The sequence below is a fragment of the Vibrio sp. 1580 genome, assembly GCF_033340055.1.
On record NZ_JAWOVT010000004.1, the window covers coordinates 178,540 to 198,813 of the forward strand.

Genomic DNA, 20,274 nt, shown 5'->3' on the forward strand with positions numbered 1-20,274 from the left:
GAAAGTTCTGACGTTTTAAACCTCGGTATCAGAAATTATTTCGGTCACTTCTCCATTACAGTTTCATTATGGACAACGATGCTGGGAGAAGGACTCATGGCAGCACTGCACAGCTTACACACTGAAGAATTAAAAGCCTCACACGACATGATGGCGATAATGAAAGACGTACGTTTGGTGAGAGGTTTAGCGTACGTGAATGGCAAATGGGTAAGTGGTGATCAATTTCATCCGGTGGATAATCCAGCAGATGGCACGGTCATCGGTTACATCACTAAGCTATCTCAGCAACAACTCTATCAAGCGATTGATGAAGCCGACCAAGCCTTTCGTCAATGGCGAAAAATGCAAGCAGAAGAGCGCGCTGAAATTCTCATGCGTTGGCACGACCTGATTCTAGAATCAAAGCAAGACCTTGCTCATTTGATGGTGATGGAGCAAGGAAAAATACTAGGTGATGCTGTAGGTGAGATTGACTACGGCGCATCCTTTGTTCGTTGGTTTGCCGAAGAATCACGCCGCTGTTATGGCGAAACCATCCCAAGTCATATTCCGAATGCGCAGCTATCAACGGTGCGCGAGCCAATTGGTGTCGCAGCACTGATTACGCCATGGAACTTTCCTAATGCCATGATCACACGCAAAGCCGCAGCCGCACTAGCAATAGGCTGTCCGGTGCTCATTAAGCCCGCCAGTGAAACGCCTTTTTCTGCGTTAGCGTTGGCAGAGTTAGCAGACCGAGCTGGCTTTCCACCTGGTGTATTTAACGTGATCACTGGCGATGCGGTGATGGTGTCACAAACCTTGTGTCACTCCGATAAAGTCAAAGCGCTCTCGTTCACAGGCTCAACTCGAGTAGGCAAACTATTGCTACGCGACGCGGCACAAACCGTGAAGAAGTGCAGTATGGAGCTCGGTGGTAACGCCCCTTTCATCGTGCTGCCAGATATGGATGTCGAGCAAGCAGCCAAAGCCGCCGTGGATGCGAAGTTTCAAACCGCAGGACAAGACTGCTTGGCCGCAAACCGTATTTTCGTCCCCGACGATAAGTACGAAGCGTTTTTGGAAGCGTTTGCCAAAGAAATGAGCCACATCGTTTTGGGCAATGGCTTAGACGAAAAAACCACCATGGGACCGCTTATTAATCGCACTGCGGTGGATAAAGCGCATGATTTGGTGCGTGACGCGCTCGACAAAGGCGCGCGATTGGTAGCGGGATACCACCAGCCCGTACCAGGCGAAAACTTCTTCGCGCCGACATTGCTAGCCGATGTAACCCCTGAAATGGCGGTGTATCGCGAAGAGAATTTTTGTCCTGTGGCAGGCGTATTGCCTTACCAAGACTTAGATACCGTGATTGAAATGAGCAACGACACTGAGTACGGCTTAGCTGCCTATGTTTATGGTCACGATATTCACCAAATTTGGCACTGCATGCGCGGTTTGGAGTTTGGCATGGTGAGCGTGAACTCCGTCAAAATGACAGGGCACCCTATCCCATTCGGCGGCGTGAAACAGTCTGGTCTTGGACGAGAAGGAAGCCGTCACGGATTTGAAGAATACAGCGAAATCAAATACTGCTGCTTAGGCGCTTTACCAACCGTCAGTGGCAGTTGAGACACGAAATATGGATATCCAATTATTCGAGGAGAAGGATCATGAGTAACAAAACCCAACAACTTTTAGAGATCGATCGTCAGAGAGTATTTCATGCCTCAACCCACCTAAAGCAGTATGCGGCCGGGGAGCTTCCGGGAAGAATTATCTCGAGCGGAAGCGGAATACGCATCACCGATTCAGAAGGCATCGAGCTGATAGACGGCTTTGCCGGGTTGTATTGTGTAAACATTGGCTATGGCAGGACCGAAATGGCCGATGCGATTTATGAGCAAGCCAAAGAACTGGCGTACTACCACACGTACGTCGGTCATACGAACGAAGCGCTCGTGACACTGTCAGATCGCATCATCAAAATTGCGCCTGAAGGCATGAGCAAAGTTTACTACGGCATGTCAGGCAGCGACGCGAACGAAACTCAACTTAAGTTGGTGTGGTATTACAACAATGCTCGTGGTCTACCAGAGAAGAAAAAAATCATTTCGCGTGACCGCGGCTACCATGGTTCAAGTATCGCGTCCGGTTCAATGACAGGTTTGCCGCTGTTCCACGCCCATTTTGATTTACCACTTGAGCGTATCAAACACACCATCGCGCCATATTATTATCGCCGTGAAGACGAGAGTATGTCTGAGCTCGAATTCTCTCAATATTGCGCAGATCAACTCGAAGCGATGATCTTGGAAGAAGGCCCAGAAACGGTAGCAGCAATGATTGCAGAACCAGTGCTCGGTACTGGCGGTATTGTGCCACCACCAGCAGGGTACTGGCAGGCGATTCGCAAAGTGCTCGACAAATACGATGTGCTCTTGATTGCGGATGAAGTGGTGTGTGGCTTTGGTCGCCTCGGCTCCGATTTTGGCTCACTCCATTACGACATGAAACCAGATCTCATCACGGTAGCGAAAGGGTTAACCTCAGCGTATCAACCGCTGTCTGGCGTGATCGTCGGTGAACGAGTTTGGAGTGTGCTAGAAAACGGCACCGACCAATGGGGCGCTATCGGACACGGTTATACCTACTCTGGTCACCCAATGGGGGCGGCAGCCGCGAACTGCAACCTCGATATCATTGAACGTGAAGGCTTAGTGCAAAACGCGGCCGAAGTCGGCGCTTACTTGCAGCAACGTATGGCAGAGACGTTTAACGATCATCCATTAGTCGGTGATACTCGTGGCGTTGGCTTGTTGCATGCGTTGGAGTTTTCTTCAGACAAGCTTCGCCGAGCACACTTTGATCCAAACTTGAAAGTAGGCCCGCAAATCGCGGCGGCCTGTTTAGAGCAAGGCTTAATCGCTCGCGCTATGCCACATGGTGACATCCTCGGTTTTGCTCCACCGCTTATCGCGAATCGCAACGATATAGACACCATTGTCGACAAAGCGCATCAAGCGGTAAACAAAGTGATGGATAACCTCGTCACATCTAAACAGTGGCAGCCATAACCCACCTAGATTTCAGTAATGCTCGCGGGCTTTGGAGAAGGCCCGCTTTGCACTTTCCATTAAAGAGATAACAAGCCAACCAAACATTTTAGACCCATAGAAAGCACTATTATTTACTACAAGTGGCAATAGTGGGTAAAATGCCCAAAATTGCGCACTAACTGGATAAAACATGGCAAAACTTACCCTTCAAGAACAAATGCTGAAAGCTGGCTTAGTTAATGAAAAGAAACTAAAGAAAGCGAAGAAAGGCTCTAAAAAATCACGCGTTCAAGCACGCGAAGTAAAAGCGGCGGTTGAAGAGAATAAACGCCAACAGTTAGAGCGTGATAAACAATTGAGCGAGCAGCAAAATGCTGAGCGATTAAACAAAGAGATCAAAGCGCAGATCAATCAATTGATTGAGATGAACAAGATCGACTTAAAAGATGGCGACATCAAATACAACTTCACGCACGGTACGCTAGTGAAATCACTTTATGTAGATTCACTTATCCGCGAGCAGTTGATCAAAGGTATTTTGGCAATCGCAATTTTTGGTGAAAGCTATGTTGTCATTCCACGTGGAGTAGCGAATAAAATTGCTCAACGTGATGAGTCCGTCATCATCGAACAAAAAGAACCTGAATCGGACATTCCAGCAGAAGACGATCCATACGCAGATTTCGTCGTGCCTGACGATTTGATGTGGTAACAATAAATAATCGATGCATCAACGAAAAGAGCCGCTGATGTAACATCAGCGGCTCTTTTTATAGAAAAATAATCTACGGAGATGATGTGTTGTTATTGCTTACTTAGTAGCAAATTCGCACCTGATGCGGCTAAAAACAACGAACATCCGCGATTGAAACGTTTCGCCATTTTTGGATTTGAAAACCAGTGCCTCAAGTACAAACCAAAGATGGCATAGATTGAAATGGCGACCATTTCTAATATCAAAAACGTCGAGCCAAGGGCAAAAAACTGCTCTTGAACGTTGGCATTGGCATCAACAAATTGCGGCAAGAATGCAGTAAAAATAAGTATCGCTTTCGGGTTGCCAGCAGCGAGCGTAAATTCTTGTTTCGCCAGTCCTGCGTAGTTGCGCGAATTGTCCAAGTCAGAGATCGGGCTGGACTCTGAGCGCCAAAGGTTGAACGCAATCCACAGTAGATACAGCGCCCCTACCAACTTTATTGCCAAAAATAGCATTTCTGACGTATACAAAATCACAGCCAGACCTGATGCAGACAACGCAATCATCGCTGAAAAAGCAGCAATTCTGCCTAAACTGGCCGTAAACGCGGCCCTAAAGCCGTAACAACGCGCATTATTCATTGCCAATAAATTGTTTGGACCTGGAGCCATATTTAGAGCGAAGCAAGCTGGAATAAAAAGGAGAAGCTGCCAAATATCCATAATAAAATGGTCTTAGTGAGTGATTTTGATCGGTACCCTAACATCTGTTAATAAAGTGAGTAAACCACAAACCGATCTTAAAGCAACTCAGCATCAAATCGTGCCGTGCGAGCTTGAACTAACGTGCAGTTCGTTTCAGCCATCAGCTCCGCTAAGGTGATGTTTGGGTTTTGTCTCACCAAACGTATCAACTTCACGTCCAAAGGTTCCAATTTGTCTTGGTGAGCAAGTAGAGCTTGTTCGATTTTGTTGATCGCAAATCGCATCGTCTCTGCTTCTTCGTTTTTGAGATGCTCTAAAAACGCTTTTACATCCAAAGCCTCGCCCGAGATTTGCCAGTGACGAGATCGTCTAATTCGCTTAAGATCGCACTGTTTTTCTGCTGCGAGTGTTTTCGCTCGCTTGGCATGGTCGCCCCCAATACGGTGAATCAAGGATGGGAGCGAAATCGTAATCTTCGTCTCTTTCATGGCCTTTTCTTTCATCGTCTTAGCCCTCAACCACCGACACATTCTCGCCAACCCAAGCCAACAACTGTTTTGCCGCTTTGGATAACACCTGATTTTGACGCACGATGTAGCCGAAATCAGTGTTTGGAAAACTTGGCAAAGGCGTAACTTCTCGGGAAAGCTTTAATCTCGGATCGAGCGAGAAATCCGGCACAATAGCAGTCCCAAACCCTGCTTCCGCCCAGTCGATTTGTGCTTCCACACTGCCCACTTCCATCACGCGATGCTTAGGCAGATTTAGCTCAGGTAAAGACGCATCAATCAGCTCTCGGGTTCGAGTATCGTGCCCTAGCAGGATCAGCGTCTGGCTCTCTTTTCCATTGTCTTGCCACTCAAAAAAGTTATCGCCAAACGCACACCAGTGAATCTGCGTGAGAGGCGTAAAATGCAGCGGTTGACTCTCTTTTTGTGCGATAACAAAGCCGATATCGGCACGCGCACTTTTCACCAAATCCACCGCTTGAGAAGATGTGGTGTTGAACAATGCCAAGTCGATCCCCGGATATTCACTTTTGAATTGCTGAAATGGTTTGATAAGCAGTAAACGTGAAACAATATCGCTCGCCGCAATAGAAAGCGTCCCCTGCGTAAGATCGTTGATGGCATTGAGATCTGACTGACAAATTTGCAGCTCATTGAGCATCCGCTGCGCCGTAGCTAACAAACGCTTCCCCGCTTGCGTCAACTGCACGGGATTTCGCTCAATCAATTTCGTGCGCGTGGCTTGCTCCAACTGCTTGATATGCAAACTTACGTTCGGCTGCGTCATGTGCAGTTCCGTCGCTGTTTTACCAAAGTGTTTTACCTCTGCAAGAGTGACGAAGGTTCGCAGCCAGTTCAAATCTAACATTGCCAATTCCGATATGAGATTCTTATCAAGTTAATGAGTATAATTAATTTCTCTTATTATGGCGAACACCTTAAGATTTTTGCATCTGTTTTTGGAGATTAAATTATGTCGTCTATCGTTGTTGTGGGTGCAAACTGGGGTGATGAAGGCAAAGGCCGCATCGTTGACTTTTTGGCAGAGCAAGCTTCTGCGAGCATTCGTTTCCAAGGTGGTAACAACGCGGGTCACACCGTGGTTAACGATCTAGGTACGTTTAAGCTGCACCAGCTACCAAGTGGCGTATTCAACCCAGACTGTTTGGCAGTGTTAGGTCCGGGTATGGTTATCAGCCCTGCGTTGCTGTCTCAGGAGATTGCGGAAGTTGAAGAAGCGGGCGTAAAAGTGAATATGTGCATCTCTGATCGCGCAACACTGTGTCTACCTCTACACGCACTAGAAGATACGCTAGAAGAACAACGTTTAGGCGACAAAGCATACGGTTCAACTCGTCAAGGTATTGCACCTGCTTACGGTGACCGCGTAATGAAGAAAGGCATCCTAGTTGGTTGGTTGAAGCAACCAGAAGTATTGGTTGAACGCCTTCAATTCATGATGGATTGGAAACTGCCGCAACTGCGTGCACTTTACCCGACGTTCGAGTTTGAACAAACCGCTGAAGAACTGGCGAACTGGCTGCTAGAAGTCTCTGCACCTTGGCGCGATTCAATTTGCAACGTAACGCTTCCTCTAAAAGAACTACAAGCGAAAGACAAAACTCTATTGTTCGAAGCGCAGCTTGGCGCGGGTCGTGACCTTGTTTACGGTGAGTACCCTTGGACAACATCTTCTAACGTTGTATCAATGTACGCGGGTATCGGTAGTGGCCTTCCGGCACTTCGTCCTGAACGCGTTATTGCGGTTGCAAAAGCCTTCAGCTCATCAGTGGGTACTGGTACGTTGATCACTGCAATGGAAGAGCAAGACGCTTTCCGCGAACTTGCTGGCGAGTTCGGTGCAACTACGGGTCGTCCACGCGACATGGGCTACTTCGACGCAGTCGCTACGAAGAATGGCGTTGAACTGCAAGCCGCAACTGAAATCGCACTGACCAAAGTAGACTGTCTGACAGGTCTTAAAGATCTAAAAATCTGTGTTGGCTACGAAGGCGACCATAGCGAAAACCCAATCTGGCCTCAAACTGCCTCTCTTGCGCCAATCTACGAAAAGATGGAAAGCTGGAGCGAGGACATCACAGGTTGTCGTAAGTTTGAAGAGCTTCCAGTAGCAGCACAGAAATACGTTCTACGCATTGAGGAACTCATGGGCGTACCAGTAAAAATGGTGTCTGTGGGTCCTGGTCGTGAACAAATGATTATGCGATAAGATGTGAATTAACACATCATTGGCAAGCGGCTTTTATCTGTTCCGGGGTAAAGCCGCTTTTTTTTACACTGTAAACTTTGGAAAATTACACGGCTAAATTCATATTTAGTAACCTCATCACGAGACTCCTACCGCCTTTATTTATAAATCAATAAATTATAGGGCTTAACACGTTGTGCACGTTACTAGCACATCTCACTTGTTAAAGAAGCACGTCAATTAGGTTAACTGGTTGATTTGATATTCTTTAAGTGATTAGTTGATCACGATCTTCATCTGCAATTTGTTGAACTAGTACTCAAAAAATCTAACCCGCTGTTTTTAGGATAGATGAGTTCCCCAACATCCAACCTAACAGCAGGTGATTCCCATGACGAAAAATCTTTTCCGCCTCAGTACGATAACCCTTGGTTTGTGCCTTAGTTCTTTGTCTTTCGCGCAATCCGATCTTCCGAACATTAAAATTCTTGCCACTGGCGGCACCATAGCAGGCGCAGGTCAATCTGCAACCGAGTCAAACTACACAGCAGGTAAAGTCGGCGTTGAATCATTGATTTCTGCGGTGCCGAGTATGACCAACATTGCCGATATTTCTGGAGAGCAAGTGGTCAGTATCGGTTCACAAGATATGAATGATGAAGTGTGGCTAAAATTATCGAAAAGAGTTAATGAGCTACTCGCTCAAGATGATGTTGACGGCATCGTCATTACTCATGGTACGGATACGTTAGAGGAAACCGCTTACTTCCTTGATCTGACCGTCAAGAGCAAAAAGCCTGTCGTGATCGTTGGTGCAATGCGTCCTTCCACCGCAATGAGTGCTGATGGACCAGTCAACTTATACAATGCAGTCGTAACAGCCACCGATGAAGATTCAGAAGGACGTGGCGTGCTAGTCGCAATGAATGACACGATTTTCGATGCGCGAGATGTGACAAAAACCAATACAACCTCCGTCAGCACTTTCCAGTCACCCAACTTTGGTGCTATCGGCTACATTCATAATAGCGATGCCAAATATCAACGAAGCCCAGAGCGTAAACATACGACAGAAACCCCATTCGATGTATCAAAGCTTACTAAGTTGCCTAAGGTCGGTATTGTTTATAACTATGCAAATGCCTCCAATTTGCCAGTGAAAGCCTTTGTGGATGCGAAGTTTGACGGCATCGTAAGTGCTGGTGTCGGTAATGGTAACTTGTACCACACTGTGTTTGATGAGCTAGAGAAAGCGAGTAAAGATGGCGTTGTTGTTGTAAGAAGCTCCCGAACGCCTAGCGGCTCAACCACTTTGGATGCTGAAATTGATGACGAAAAATACGGCTTTGTTGCCGCTGGTACATTGAACCCACAAAAAGCACGTATCTTACTGATGCTGTCACTAACTCAGACCAAAAACTATCAAGACATCCAAAAGATGTTCCAATACTATTAATTCTGTCTAAGGTTCATTCGATAGAGGAGGTACACACCTTACCTCCTCTTACACATGGCGACATGAGCGTCTCTTGTTAGCCAAACAAGCGACGCTTCATTCCTGCTTTTTCCAGAATACGCGTAGTAATTTCCTCAACAGACAGAGAGGACGTATTGATATATGGGATCGCCTCTCTTCTAAACAAAGCCTCAACAGTGTCTAGCTCCAGCTTGCACTGCTCTGTGCTAGCGTAATCACTTCCAGACAAACGATTCTCACGGATTTCAGTCAAGCGCTCGGGATCGATCGTCAGCCCAAACAACTTATGACGATGGATCTCAAATTCAGGCAACAAACGCATCATCTTCACATCTTCCGCAATGAACGGATAGTTCACAACACGTAAACCAAATTGCATCGCCATATACAAGCTAGTCGGCGTTTTTCCACTACGCGACACGCCAAGTAAGATGATATCAGCTTGATCCAACCCTTTTAGTGTGATGCCATCATCATGCGCCAATGTGTATTCAATAGCCGCAATACGGTCAAAATAGGTGTCGGAATCTTTCCCCACGCTGCGAGAACGCTGCAACTTAGGCTTTGGTGCCATCTGAATGTCGTCTTGCACTTTCTGCACAATACTCTCCAACACATCGTAACTGTATGCTGGCGCTTCAAGCAGCATTTCACGTACTTCTGGAACGACAATTGAGAAAAAGACCAGAGGTTTGACGCCATTGCGCTGGTAGGAAGTTTCAATTTCTTTGACTACGTCAGTAGCTTTGTCCTGGCTTTCAACAAACGGAAAGGTTTTTTCGTTAGGAATGAACGGAAATTGACCGAGAACAACATGCCCTAATGTCTCACATGTTATCGCCGTACCGTCAGAAACATAGAACACATCACGACTTTGGTTATTTATTTGCATTTCTGTTTAATTTTTCAAAATCTTTTGAGTAGGATGGTACACATAATATTAATAAATCAGTTTGGCTTTCAGTTAGGTTCACCACAGCTTTAAAAATTCGTTTGAATTTTTTTCAGCCAGAACGTAATCGTTTGCCTTTGATATCAATCTGAATGAAGCAATGTATGGTCAACGTGTAATAACAGCCAACATGCGATTGTTTAGATCGATTTAAGTCCCCCTACTAAGCTGCAATGTTTCTGGAGAAAGACATGCAAAAGAACACCCTCTGGTTCAATGGCCTATCCATGGATGATGTCGACAAAGTCGGCGGTAAGAATGCTTCACTTGGCGAAATGGTTTCTAACCTAGCAAACGCAGGCGTTTCTGTACCAAATGGTTTTGCGACAACCTCATACGCGTTTAACCAATTCCTTGACCACGAAGGTTTGGATGAGCGTATTCACCAATTACTCGATGAACTAGACGTTGAAGATGTAGAAGCTCTGCGTAAGACAGGTGCAAACATTCGTCAATGGGTATTAGAGGCCCCTTTCCCTGCGGACCTTGAACAAGAAATTCGTGAAAATTACCAAGAACTGATCGAAGGCAATCCTGAGCTTTCAGTCGCAGTTCGTTCATCTGCTACGGCAGAAGACCTACCTGATGCTTCTTTTGCTGGTCAGCAAGAAACGTTTTTGAACGTGAAAGGCATCGACGCAGTACTAGAAGCAACTAAGCACGTTTACGCTTCTCTATTTAACGACCGTGCGATTTCTTACCGCGTTCACCAAGGGTTCGACCACCGTGGCATTTCGCTATCTGCGGGTATCCAACGTATGGTGCGTTCAGATAAAGCCTCGTCGGGTGTTATGTTTACACTAGACACTGAATCGGGTTTCGACCAAGTTGTCTTCATCACCTCTTCATGGGGTCTAGGCGAGATGGTCGTTCAAGGTGCAGTAAACCCTGACGAGTTCTACGTTCACAAGCCAATGCTTGAAGTAGGCGAACACCCAATCGTTAAGAAAACATTTGGTTCTAAGTTGATCAAAATGATCTACTCAGATAACCAAGAAATCGGCAAACAAGTTGATATCGTTGATACTTCTGATGAAGAACGCAACACGTTCTCATTGAACGACGACGAGATCAAAGAGCTCGCAAAACAAGCAATGATCATCGAAAAGCACTATCAGCGTCCAATGGACATTGAATGGGCAAAAGATGGTATTGATGGCAAGCTGTACATTGTTCAAGCGCGTCCTGAAACCGTATGTTCACAAACGGAACAAAACGTGATTGAGCGCTACGAGCTACAAAACAAAGCAGATGTTTTGGTTGAAGGTCGTGCAATCGGTCAGCGCATCGGTAAAGGCGTGGTTCGCTTGGTTGACTCTCTGGACCAAATGTCTTTAGTCCAAGAAGGTGACGTGCTAGTTACAGACATGACTGACCCAGATTGGGAACCAGTGATGAAAAAAGCATCTGCAATCGTAACCAACCGTGGTGGCCGTACTTGCCACGCTGCCATCATCGCTCGTGAGCTTGGTATTCCTGCAATCGTTGGCTGTGGCGATGCGACAAGCAAGTTAACCGATGGTGCAACCGTGACCGTATCTTGTTCTGAAGGTGAAACGGGCTACGTTTACCAAGGTGAACTTGAGTTTGATGTAAAACGCTCTTCTGTTGATGAACTGCCACTGCTACCAACAAAAGTGATGATGAACGTGGGTAACCCTGATCGCGCGTTTGACTTCGCACAAATTCCAAATGAAGGTGTTGGTCTTGCGCGCCTTGAATTCATCATCAATAAGATGATTGGTATCCACCCGAAAGCATTACTTAACTTTGATGCACAAAGCGATGAGCTAAAAACAGAAATCACTCAGCGTATTCGTGGTTACAAAGATCCTATCGATTTCTACGTAAGCAAACTGACAGAAGGTATCGCAACCATTGCTGCGGCATTTTGGCCGAAACGCGTTATTGTTCGTATGTCTGACTTTAAGTCTAACGAATACAGCAACTTGGTTGGCGGTAAAGCATACGAACCGCATGAAGAAAACCCAATGCTTGGCTTCCGTGGCGCGTCTCGTTACATTTCTCCAGTGTTTGAAGACTGCTTCGAGTTAGAAACTCAAGCAATCAAACGCGTTCGTAACGAAATGGGTCTGAAAAACGTTGAAATCATGATCCCATTTGTTCGTACACCAAGCGAAGCAGCATCAGTGATTGATTTGCTAGCGAAGTTTGATCTGCGCCGTGGCGATCAGGGCCTTAAAGTCATCATGATGTGCGAACTGCCATCCAACGCGGTCCTTGCCGATGAGTTCTTAAAGTACTTTGATGGCTTCTCGATTGGCTCAAACGACATGACTCAGCTAACGCTTGGTCTTGACCGTGACTCTGGCGATGTTGCACATCTATTTGATGAGCGTAACCCAGCGGTTAAGGTGATGCTTCAGATGGCGATTGATGCAGCAACAAAAGCAGGCAAATACGTTGGTATTTGTGGTCAAGGCCCATCAGACCACGACGACTTAGCGGAATGGCTAATGGATCAAGGTATTAGCTCTGTATCACTAAACCCAGATACGGTTATCGATACTTGGTTAAAACTCGGTAAAGTTAGCAGCAAGTAACACACGATAAACTCTAGCCCTCACACTCCCCTTGTGAGGGCTTTGTTATTCACACGTCATTTCACAATCAGTTCGTGATTCCTCTCTCAAGTTCGTCATTTAGTCAATTTCATTATCAAAGTCTGATGACCTAAAATGAATGGTATATCGATAACTCCAGAGAGAATTTGATGAAAAAGCCTATCGCACTCCTTACTACATTGATGCTCCTGGCATCCCCTGCTTATGCCGATTGGGATGAAATTTCCAATAAAATGTCTGAGCTTGGCGACGCAGTTTCTGATACTGCACAAGATGCTTGGGACGATACCAAAGCGTTTTCAAAACAAGCGTGGCAAGATTTCACGAACTGGTCCGAGGAAGCGATCAATACCGCAGGCGAATGGACAGAAGCCAGCATCGAGAAAAGCAAAGAATGGATAGATGCTGCCGACAAAAAAATTGATGAGCTGATGGAAGGCGATACGCCAGAAGAAGCTCGCCAAGCCGTGGACTTAATGGCAGATAGCGCTTTGCTCAAGTTATTTAATGAAAAGCCGGAGGCAAAAGCTATTTACGACAACGCGTACGGCTACGCGGTCTTTGATTCTCGTAAATTATCTTTGCTGTTTCACACCAACTCAGGGTCAGGAGTCGCAGTGAATAAGGAAACAGAAGAACGCACTTATATGAATATGTTTGGTTTGGGCGTTGCACTTGGGGCTGGCGGCAAATTTTACCAACAAGTGGTTCTGTTTGAGAGCAAAGAAGATTTTGATACGTTCGTCAACGAAGGATGGGAGGCCACAAGTGAAGCCTCTGCTGTTGCGGGCGAAGATTCAGAGCAACTTTCAAAACAATTTAACAGCGGCGTCGCCGTCTATCAGTTGAACGCTAAAGGTTTACTCATCGATGCTAACGTGTCTGGTTCTAAATACTGGGTTAACGAAGAGCTCACTAACTCGCAGTAATGCATAGCAACTAATTGCTTAAATAAAACCGTTGTTATGCACCCTTATCAATAAGTTAACGGGGATATGATTCCTCAAAACTGAGCACTTACGCAACTTTCTCTATGGAAGTCACCAGAAGATGGCGACTTCCCTTTCTCGTTGGATTGCTTTTGGTTATGCTTGCGCAAAACCACCTGCAATTCGGTATCCCATGCCTGACAATAACTTTAATAATCTGCTAGCAGAAGCAATTTCTGCTCTTAACACGCCTAACTTTACTCCTAAACTTATGCGTGTCATTCGCACTCTTTTTCATTTTGATTGCGCAGTTATTTTAGGTTACCGAGAAGGTAAACATCCTATTTATCTCTACGACTCAATTGAGAACGAGCGAGAGTTACTTTTTCAACGCTACCTTACTGACTCATTTCAAAATGACCCTTTTTTTCTCAAACTAAACGAGACAAAGCAACAAGGCGTATTTACGCTCAAAGACGTGGCGCGTAAAGGCGTTGACTTCACCTCATACTGCGAGCAGTTCTATCATCAAACAGGGTGGAAAGACGAGCTTAGCATGCTAGTCGAAGTTGAATCTGGCCGTTGGGTCATGCTGTACTTCGGATATATGACTGATGGAAAATACTTTTCTCAGCAACAAATCAATAAGCTAAAGCCCTATTTCCCGATAATTCAGTCGCTTTGTCAGCAGCATTGGAAACAAACGGAATTTACCTTTTCTGAGCCTGTTTTTGCACAGAGTGCTTATTCTGGCAGTATGCGATTAGCCATTGAGCAAGCTTTAGCAACGTTTGGCGTAGAATCACTCACCCGTCGCGAACAAGAGGTGGCTTCGCTTCTCGCTCAAGGGTTTGACACCAAAGAAATTGCCGCGCGGTTACACTTAGTTCAAGGCACGGTCAAAAATCATCGAAAGCGAATTTACTCGCAATTAAATGTGTCTTCATTGAGTGAGTTATTCCAGCTTTTCCTCAATCACCTCATTCTCCATTCAAGATAAAAACTGTCCCTTAAGGGATATATCGAGAAAAGGTGTCGCGTTTTAGTCTAAATGTAACAACCACTAAGACAGACAAAAAGAATGACGACACCATTACTGCAAGATTTACAAGATCGTGGCTTGATTGCACAAGCCAGCGATTTGGAAGAAATTCAGACACTTCTCTCACAGCCACAAACCGTTTACTGCGGCTTCGATCCTACAGCTGGCAGCTTGCATATCGGCCACCTCGTGCCTTTGATTATGCTTAAGCGCTTTCAAGATGCCGGACACCAAGCTGTTGCCTTGATTGGCGGTGCAACGGGCATGATTGGCGACCCAAGCTTTAAAGCGACTGAGCGCAGTCTGAACTCAGAGGAAATCGTCTCAGGCTGGGTTAACGATCTTTCTAATCAAATTCAGCAGTTGATGAACCACCAACTGACCAAGCCGATGATCATGGTGAACAACGCTGACTGGATGAAAGCGATCAATGTGATCGACTTCTTCCGCGATGTGGGTAAGCACTTCTCGATCAATACTATGGTCAACCGAGAATCGGTAAAACAACGCCTGCAACGACCTGACCAAGGTATCTCCTTCACCGAATTTAGCTACGCCCTACTGCAATCGTACGATTTTGCCGAGCTAAACCGTCGATACGGTTGCCGTTTGCAAATCGGTGGCAATGACCAATGGGGAAACATCGTCAGCGGGATCGATTTAACTCGCCGTCAAAATGGTGAGCAAGTATTTGGCTTAACTCTGCCGCTGATCACCAAATCCGATGGTACCAAATTTGGCAAAACCGAAGGCGGTGCAGTATGGCTAGATCCTAGCAAAACCTCTCCTTACGCGTTCTACCAGTTCTGGCTTGGCGCAGAAGACGCAGACGTTTACCACTTCTTGCGTTACTACACATTCTTGAGCTGCGAAGAAATTGCCAGCATTGAAGCGCAAGACCAAGCAAGCCAAGGTAAGCCACAAGCACAACGTATCCTCGCTGAGGAAATGACGCGATTTGTTCATGGCGAAGAAGGCCTAGCTAGCGCCGAGCGCATCACTCAAGCTTTATTCAGCGGTAATGTGCAACAACTGAGTTTGGGTGAATTAAAACAATTGGAGTTGGATGGTTTACCAAGCATTGAGAGCGCACAACAAGATTTGGTTGAGCTGTTGATTGAGTCGGGTTTAGCAAGTTCGAAGCGTGTTGCACGCGAACACATCAGCAACAACGCCATCAGTGTAAACGGTGAAAAAGTGTCGGCTGATAACCCAAGTTTGAGCTTCCCACTGTTTGATCAATATTGGTTACTGCAACGCGGTAAAAAGCACTTCTGCCTCGTGAAGCGTGCCGCGTAGTAACACTCGCAGTACAAAGCCCATAAAAAATTCCCCTCACCGCTTTCGTGATGAGGGGAATTCAAATTTGAACGATTTTAAGCCTAACAATAGGCAAAGGCGTTGCTTATTGCGTTCTTAAACGTTGCCAGTACTTTTCGTAAATCGCTAACGTTTCTGCGCCAACATCATTAATAAACTCGCCTTTTTTCATGTCTTCTGATGAAGGGAAAATAGTACGGTTATTTTTCAACTCTTCTGGCAATTTGTCACGCCCAGCGTTCGTTGCCGACGCATAACCCAAACTGGTCACGATTTCCGCTTGGTTCTCTGATTGGTACATGAAGTTAATAAATTTATGCGCCAATGCTTTGTTTTTACTGCCAGACGGAATAGTGAAGTTGTCCATCCACAATACCGCGCCCTCTTCCGGCATCACGAACTTCAGCTCAGGCATTTCAACCTGTCCTTGGAATGCGTTGCCGTTCCATTGCATGCCGACCGATGTTTCACCGGACACGTAAGGGACTTGCGGCGCATCTGAGTTGTACAGTAATACGTTGTTTTTCAGCGCTACTAGAGAATCAAAAGCCTGCTCGATTTCAGCTTCGTCTTTTGTATTCACGCTATGGCCATTTTTCTTCAGCGCCATACCGAACACGTCGCGGACGTCATCAATCAACATGACTTGTTGTTCGTATTGAGACTCCCATAAGTCTGCCCATTTGGTCACTGGTTGCTCAACCATGGATTCGTTGTAGCTGATCCCGGTAATGCCCCAAATATAAGGCAGCGAGTAATCATTTTTAGGATCGTGCGCTTGGCCAAGTAAACCGTCCATTGTGTCTTGCATGTTTGGCACTTGAGCGTGATCTATTTTCGAAAGCAGCCCTTCTCGCCCCATTTTTTCAATGAAGTACGCAGAAGCAAAAACCACATCGTAACCAGAACCTTTTAGCAATTTTAGCTTGGTATACATTGATTCATTATTCTCAAAGGTCGAATAATTAATCGTAACGCCTTCTTGTTTTTCAAACGCTTTTAACGATGCTTCCGGCAAATAGCCACCCCATGCATAAACGTTCAACGTTTTGCTATCTGCATGAGCAAACATGCTGAGCACAAGAGCACTCAGCCCCAATCCTTTGATGATTAATTTCATGGTATGCGATCCAACCAGTCCAGCGACGCGCTGGGATTCGGGTGCATAATTAGGTAATTATTACCCAATTGAAAGAAAATTTAATTAATCTTTAACAGCAAAAATATTTATCGAATTTATAAAATTAACGCATGTTTTTAATATCGACTGTGCATACCAAAATGATGAGACATTCCATCTTCCATTCGACCGCCTTTCCAGCCACCAGAGCCGAGTAAATTAAGCACATCTTGAGCGGTATAATCGGCACCAGAAAAGAAATCATGCGCCACGTCTGAGCGTATTGCTTGCAATTCTGGTTGGTTTTCCAAATCAAGATCTTGCGGATTCGCATACAACGCCAACGCAATTTTTTGTTGGCACGCGCTTAAGCTTAACTCGCTGGTGCTCGTCTTTACCTGACCAACCGAAAAGTACTCACGACTGCCGTATCCCACTATCAATCTGGTACTCATTAGCTTAATCACTTTCTTAATGCGGCGACGTTGTATAAATCTCAACATGTTTTGTTATTCCTGTATTAAGTTGGCTATGTCGTATTCTTCTGTTCGAATTAAAACACTCTGTTTTATCCGCGAAATTTCTCTAGCGCTTTTCGCGATGATCGGTTGTATAATACGATCCTGAAATATTTTGTTACGTTACCTCGGTAACCCCTGAGACTGCAACATGAACAACAGCAGATGGGTCGGCTTTATAGGCGGCACGATTGTCTTACTTAATACCTTTATCCTCTTCGGATCTTCCGTCCACTCTGCTTGGTACCGAATCCCTGCGGAAGCCATTCATGGTATCGCCTTCACTTTGGCTTTTGGTTTAGGGTTAAACAGCCTGCTGGCGTACGCGACGGCAGTGATTACTCTTGCTGCACTATTCTACATTGGCTTTGTCGTTAGCTATCGGGTCCATCAGAAACTTAAATAAACTTCTGTCTCAACCTGAGCTTAATAACGGATACTTGGTAACTAAAAAGGGAGCAAACGCTCCCTTTTTAGTTATCAGCATGTAGATGTTCTATGCCCGCTTTAATCATTAAGGTGGCATACCCTCAACGACTGCTGCATACCTGAAACATCATCACCTAAATACTCAACCGTCATTGGAACCTTGGCCAACAGAGTAAAACTAGAGTCACTGAACCTTCCATCAGCATCACTCTCCAAATGAACAAAAAACGCAGGCTTATCCGCAATCAATGTAATTTTCCTCCCTTCAATAGAGACACCTATATTGGCTTTCGCTATCGGCAAGGTTTTTAGCTCGTGAGTACTAAACCATGTGTTGCTTATTCTGTCTTCACCGATTTGCGCTTCAACATAGAAGAAGCCTGACGTAAGTTCATCCTTCTCGATCAATTCATCCAACTGCCACAAAATCGTATTGCTGTCTGCTATGACTGTTTGTTCTAAGCTCCAACATTGCTTTTCTTCCCCTTGCCAATCTACCCACTTAAGCAGTGCGTTGACGCTTGCGGACTCTTTGGCATCATTGAGCAAATGTAGGCTCAACTTGCCTGTATGCTCGGAAAATACCAAATACTGTGGCGCAAAAAATCGCTTCGCATGGTAGTGCAACTGCTTCCATCGACCACTGTATTCCAAACTAGACCAAGAGCTGACAGGCCAGTTATCGTTGAGTTGCCAGTACAGCATGCCGCGACAAACTGGAGAAATGGCACGCCAATGATCGCATGCAGTTTTGATCGCGATTGCCTGCTGAACTTGACTTAAATACAGCATGCTCTCAAATCCAGAGGGAAAACGAAAATAGCGCGTGAACATCTCTGTTATAATACTATTACCACGCGGGTTCTTCTGATGTTGTTCGAAAGTTGGGGATGTAATATTCCAGTCTTGCTCAGGGACAAACCGCTTAACTTCAGCAAAAGATGGCCAAGATTGAAAACCAAACTCAGAGCAAAAACGAGGATTCACGTCAATGTAGGCACTGAATGATTTTCCTGAATGCCAAACGTCCCAAAAGTGCATATCGCCTTTACTATCATCATGCCACGCATCACCGAAATCCAGTTCACCATTACATGGGGAACTTGGCCAGAAACGGCGAGTGCTATCTTGCTCGGTAATCTCCTTCTCAATCATGCGGTTGAGGCGATCGTAGTTAACCGTGTATTTGACTTTGCTGCGCTTAGATTCGTCATACCAACCAATAGCTCCAATCACTTCATTGTCACCACACCAAAGTGCGATTGATGGGTGCTTCTTAAGCCTCGGGATTTGGAATCTAAGTTCTTCTTCTACGTCTTTTAAAAACTCGTCGTTTGATGGGTACAACGAGCAGGCGAACATCATGTCTTGCCACACCAACAAGCCAAGTTCATCACAAAGGTTATAAAAGGTTTCACTCTCGTACTGACCACCGCCCCATACGCGAATCATGTTCATGTTGGCGTCAACCGCACTTTGCAAAAGGTTGCGATAACGTGTTTCGTACTCTCGCCCCGGCATTGCGTCAATAGGGATCCAGTTGGCACCTTTAGCATTAATCGGTACGCCATTGACGATAAATTCCATTGCAGAGCCGTGCTCATCAGCTTGGTTATTTAGGGTTAACTGACGCAAACCAATGTTGTGCGTTAACTTTTGCTCTCTGCAAGAAATGGTAATAGGATAGAGATACGCTTCGCCATAACCCGATGGCCACCAGCGTTGAGGCTCCAAAATGTGGAACTGGCAATGATAGTGACCACTTCCTTTTGTTTGAATACATTGACGCTCACCATTAAATTCAACCATCATTTCATGGCGTTGACTGTCCGTTTCCACTTCAACTACTACATCAAGAAACACACTCCCATCGGCTTGCCATTGCTGCTCTGTCGAGAAGCCTTTGAGCCAAAGCTCATTCACAATGTCGATTTGAATGGGGTCGTAAATACCCGATACCATCAAGCAAATGCCCCAGTCCCATCCGGAATGGCATTGTGTTTTGCGGATCAAGTTCATGTGTGGAATTTGGTTGTTGCCCATTGCCGATGGAATAGGAAATGGCAGTTTTTTTGCTCTTGCGATACCTTCTAAATCCACCCGAGCAAACTCAACCCGAATCGTGTTAGTACCTTGCTTTAAATGCGGTTTAATATCCACACGTTGCTGGGTAAACATGTTGCTGCAAGTTAGTGCTAACTCATCATTAACATAGAAGGTTGCCAAGGTATCTACACGAGTTAGCGTCATCCAAATTTGCTTGGCAGACAACGTAAACGCGTCGACGTCAAACTCACGTGAGATATGCCACTCACACTCTTCAGTCCATCGAGCTTTGTTTTCATTATCGGCAAAATAAGGATCTGGAATCTGCTCTGCTTGTAAAAGCGCCGACACATTATCGCCCGGAATAAACATTGGAATTTCAAGATTGGGACGCTGTGGCGAGGTAAGCATCCACTGCCCGTTAAGTTCGAAGTGAGCCATCGAGTGACACCTTAGCTTGGGAAAAACATGTTTTCTCAATGTAATCCTGACAATCCCATGCAAAAACAAGGGAAATGTTAATTACATACGAAATGCGGTGCATTTCACGTAAAAACTCTTTCTTTTGATCTCTACCCAAAAATCAGCAACTTGGCTAACCTGTTAAAAATTAATCGAAATCTAAGGTTATATTTGCAACTTCGACATGTTAACATCATCGGCTTTTTGAACATCCTCACACTTTTCGTTGAA

17 protein-coding genes are annotated in these 20,274 nt (G+C 45.5%); 10 read left to right on the forward strand and 7 right to left on the reverse strand.

What is annotated here, in order from left to right:
- Nucleotides 1-96: 96 nt before the first annotated feature.
- The 3 genes from R7093_RS08180 to R7093_RS08190 all read left to right on the forward strand — a co-directional run bounded on the left by R7093_RS08180 (nt 97) and on the right by R7093_RS08190 (nt 3,756).
- The gene (locus tag R7093_RS08180; RefSeq protein ID WP_318146601.1) at nt 97-1,617 is read left to right on the forward strand and encodes an NAD-dependent succinate-semialdehyde dehydrogenase; all 1,521 of its coding nucleotides are present in this window, start codon (nt 97-99) and stop codon (nt 1,615-1,617) included.
- Between the two features lie 41 nt (nt 1,618-1,658).
- A complete protein-coding gene (locus tag R7093_RS08185) occupies nt 1,659-3,062 on the forward strand; it encodes an aspartate aminotransferase family protein (protein WP_318146602.1) in 1,404 nt (467 codons plus the stop codon).
- 172 nt (nt 3,063-3,234) lie between these two features.
- The gene (locus R7093_RS08190; RefSeq protein WP_033906326.1) at nt 3,235-3,756 is read left to right on the forward strand and encodes a DUF2058 domain-containing protein; all 522 of its coding nucleotides are present in this window, start codon (nt 3,235-3,237) and stop codon (nt 3,754-3,756) included.
- A 92-nt stretch (nt 3,757-3,848) separates the two neighbouring features.
- Here the strand turns inward: R7093_RS08190 and R7093_RS08195 are convergent, their stop codons facing one another.
- The 3 genes from R7093_RS08195 to R7093_RS08205 form a co-directional block, all read right to left on the reverse strand.
- Nucleotides 3,849-4,463, reverse strand: a complete 615-nt coding sequence (locus tag R7093_RS08195) for a LysE family translocator (protein WP_017633575.1) — start codon at nt 4,461-4,463, stop codon at nt 3,849-3,851.
- A 77-nt stretch (nt 4,464-4,540) separates the two neighbouring features.
- Nucleotides 4,541-4,933, reverse strand: a complete 393-nt coding sequence (locus R7093_RS08200; RefSeq protein ID WP_017819813.1) for a ribosome recycling factor family protein — start codon at nt 4,931-4,933, stop codon at nt 4,541-4,543.
- Nucleotides 4,934-4,952: 19 nt separating this feature from the next.
- The gene (locus R7093_RS08205; RefSeq protein WP_062731066.1) at nt 4,953-5,822 is read right to left on the reverse strand and encodes a LysR family transcriptional regulator; all 870 of its coding nucleotides are present in this window, start codon (nt 5,820-5,822) and stop codon (nt 4,953-4,955) included.
- A gap of 105 nt (nt 5,823-5,927) precedes the next feature.
- On the opposite strand from R7093_RS08205, the gene R7093_RS08210 reads away from it, so the two are divergent.
- Nucleotides 5,928-7,184 (forward strand): adenylosuccinate synthase, encoded by a 1,257-nt coding sequence (locus tag R7093_RS08210; protein ID WP_158155762.1) that lies wholly within the window; start codon nt 5,928-5,930, stop codon nt 7,182-7,184.
- A gap of 370 nt (nt 7,185-7,554) precedes the next feature.
- Entirely contained in the window at nt 7,555-8,619 is a 1,065-nt protein-coding gene (ansB, locus tag R7093_RS08215) for an L-asparaginase 2 (RefSeq protein ID WP_053304594.1), read from the forward strand.
- A 76-nt stretch (nt 8,620-8,695) separates the two neighbouring features.
- Here ansB and R7093_RS08220 read toward each other — a convergent pair whose 3' ends face one another.
- Nucleotides 8,696-9,532: a pyruvate, water dikinase regulatory protein gene (locus R7093_RS08220; RefSeq protein WP_318146603.1), complete on the reverse strand. Its 837-nt coding sequence runs from the start codon at nt 9,530-9,532 to the stop codon at nt 8,696-8,698.
- Nucleotides 9,533-9,783: 251 nt separating this feature from the next.
- Between R7093_RS08220 and ppsA the strand changes: the two genes are divergently transcribed.
- The 4 genes from ppsA (at nt 9,784) to tyrS (ending at nt 15,447) form a co-directional block, all read left to right on the forward strand.
- Nucleotides 9,784-12,156 carry a phosphoenolpyruvate synthase gene (gene ppsA, locus R7093_RS08225; RefSeq protein ID WP_318146604.1) on the forward strand — a complete coding sequence of 791 codons (2,373 nt, stop codon included), beginning with the start codon at nt 9,784-9,786 and terminating at the stop codon, nt 12,154-12,156.
- A gap of 170 nt (nt 12,157-12,326) precedes the next feature.
- Nucleotides 12,327-13,106: a hypothetical protein gene (locus R7093_RS08230; RefSeq protein WP_005373824.1), complete on the forward strand. Its 780-nt coding sequence runs from the start codon at nt 12,327-12,329 to the stop codon at nt 13,104-13,106.
- Between the two features lie 193 nt (nt 13,107-13,299).
- A complete protein-coding gene (locus R7093_RS08235; RefSeq protein ID WP_021707696.1) occupies nt 13,300-14,106 on the forward strand; it encodes a response regulator transcription factor in 807 nt (268 codons plus the stop codon).
- Between the two features lie 81 nt (nt 14,107-14,187).
- Complete coding sequence (gene tyrS, locus R7093_RS08240; protein ID WP_054577720.1) at nt 14,188-15,447, forward strand: tyrosine--tRNA ligase; 1,260 nt, start codon at nt 14,188-14,190, stop codon at nt 15,445-15,447.
- A 106-nt stretch (nt 15,448-15,553) separates the two neighbouring features.
- Here tyrS and R7093_RS08245 read toward each other — a convergent pair whose 3' ends face one another.
- Nucleotides 15,554-16,588: a PotD/PotF family extracellular solute-binding protein gene (locus R7093_RS08245; RefSeq protein ID WP_047102765.1), complete on the reverse strand. Its 1,035-nt coding sequence runs from the start codon at nt 16,586-16,588 to the stop codon at nt 15,554-15,556.
- A 137-nt stretch (nt 16,589-16,725) separates the two neighbouring features.
- Nucleotides 16,726-17,091, reverse strand: coding sequence for a DUF6559 family protein (locus R7093_RS08250; RefSeq protein WP_054576155.1), 366 nt, complete (start codon nt 17,089-17,091; stop codon nt 16,726-16,728).
- A 166-nt stretch (nt 17,092-17,257) separates the two neighbouring features.
- Between R7093_RS08250 and R7093_RS08255 the strand changes: the two genes are divergently transcribed.
- A complete protein-coding gene (locus R7093_RS08255; protein WP_086047535.1) occupies nt 17,258-17,512 on the forward strand; it encodes a hypothetical protein in 255 nt (84 codons plus the stop codon).
- Nucleotides 17,513-17,613: 101 nt separating this feature from the next.
- Here R7093_RS08255 and R7093_RS08260 read toward each other — a convergent pair whose 3' ends face one another.
- Nucleotides 17,614-20,022, reverse strand: coding sequence for a beta-mannosidase (locus tag R7093_RS08260; protein WP_318146605.1), 2,409 nt, complete (start codon nt 20,020-20,022; stop codon nt 17,614-17,616).
- Between the last annotated feature and the right edge of the window lie 252 nt (nt 20,023-20,274).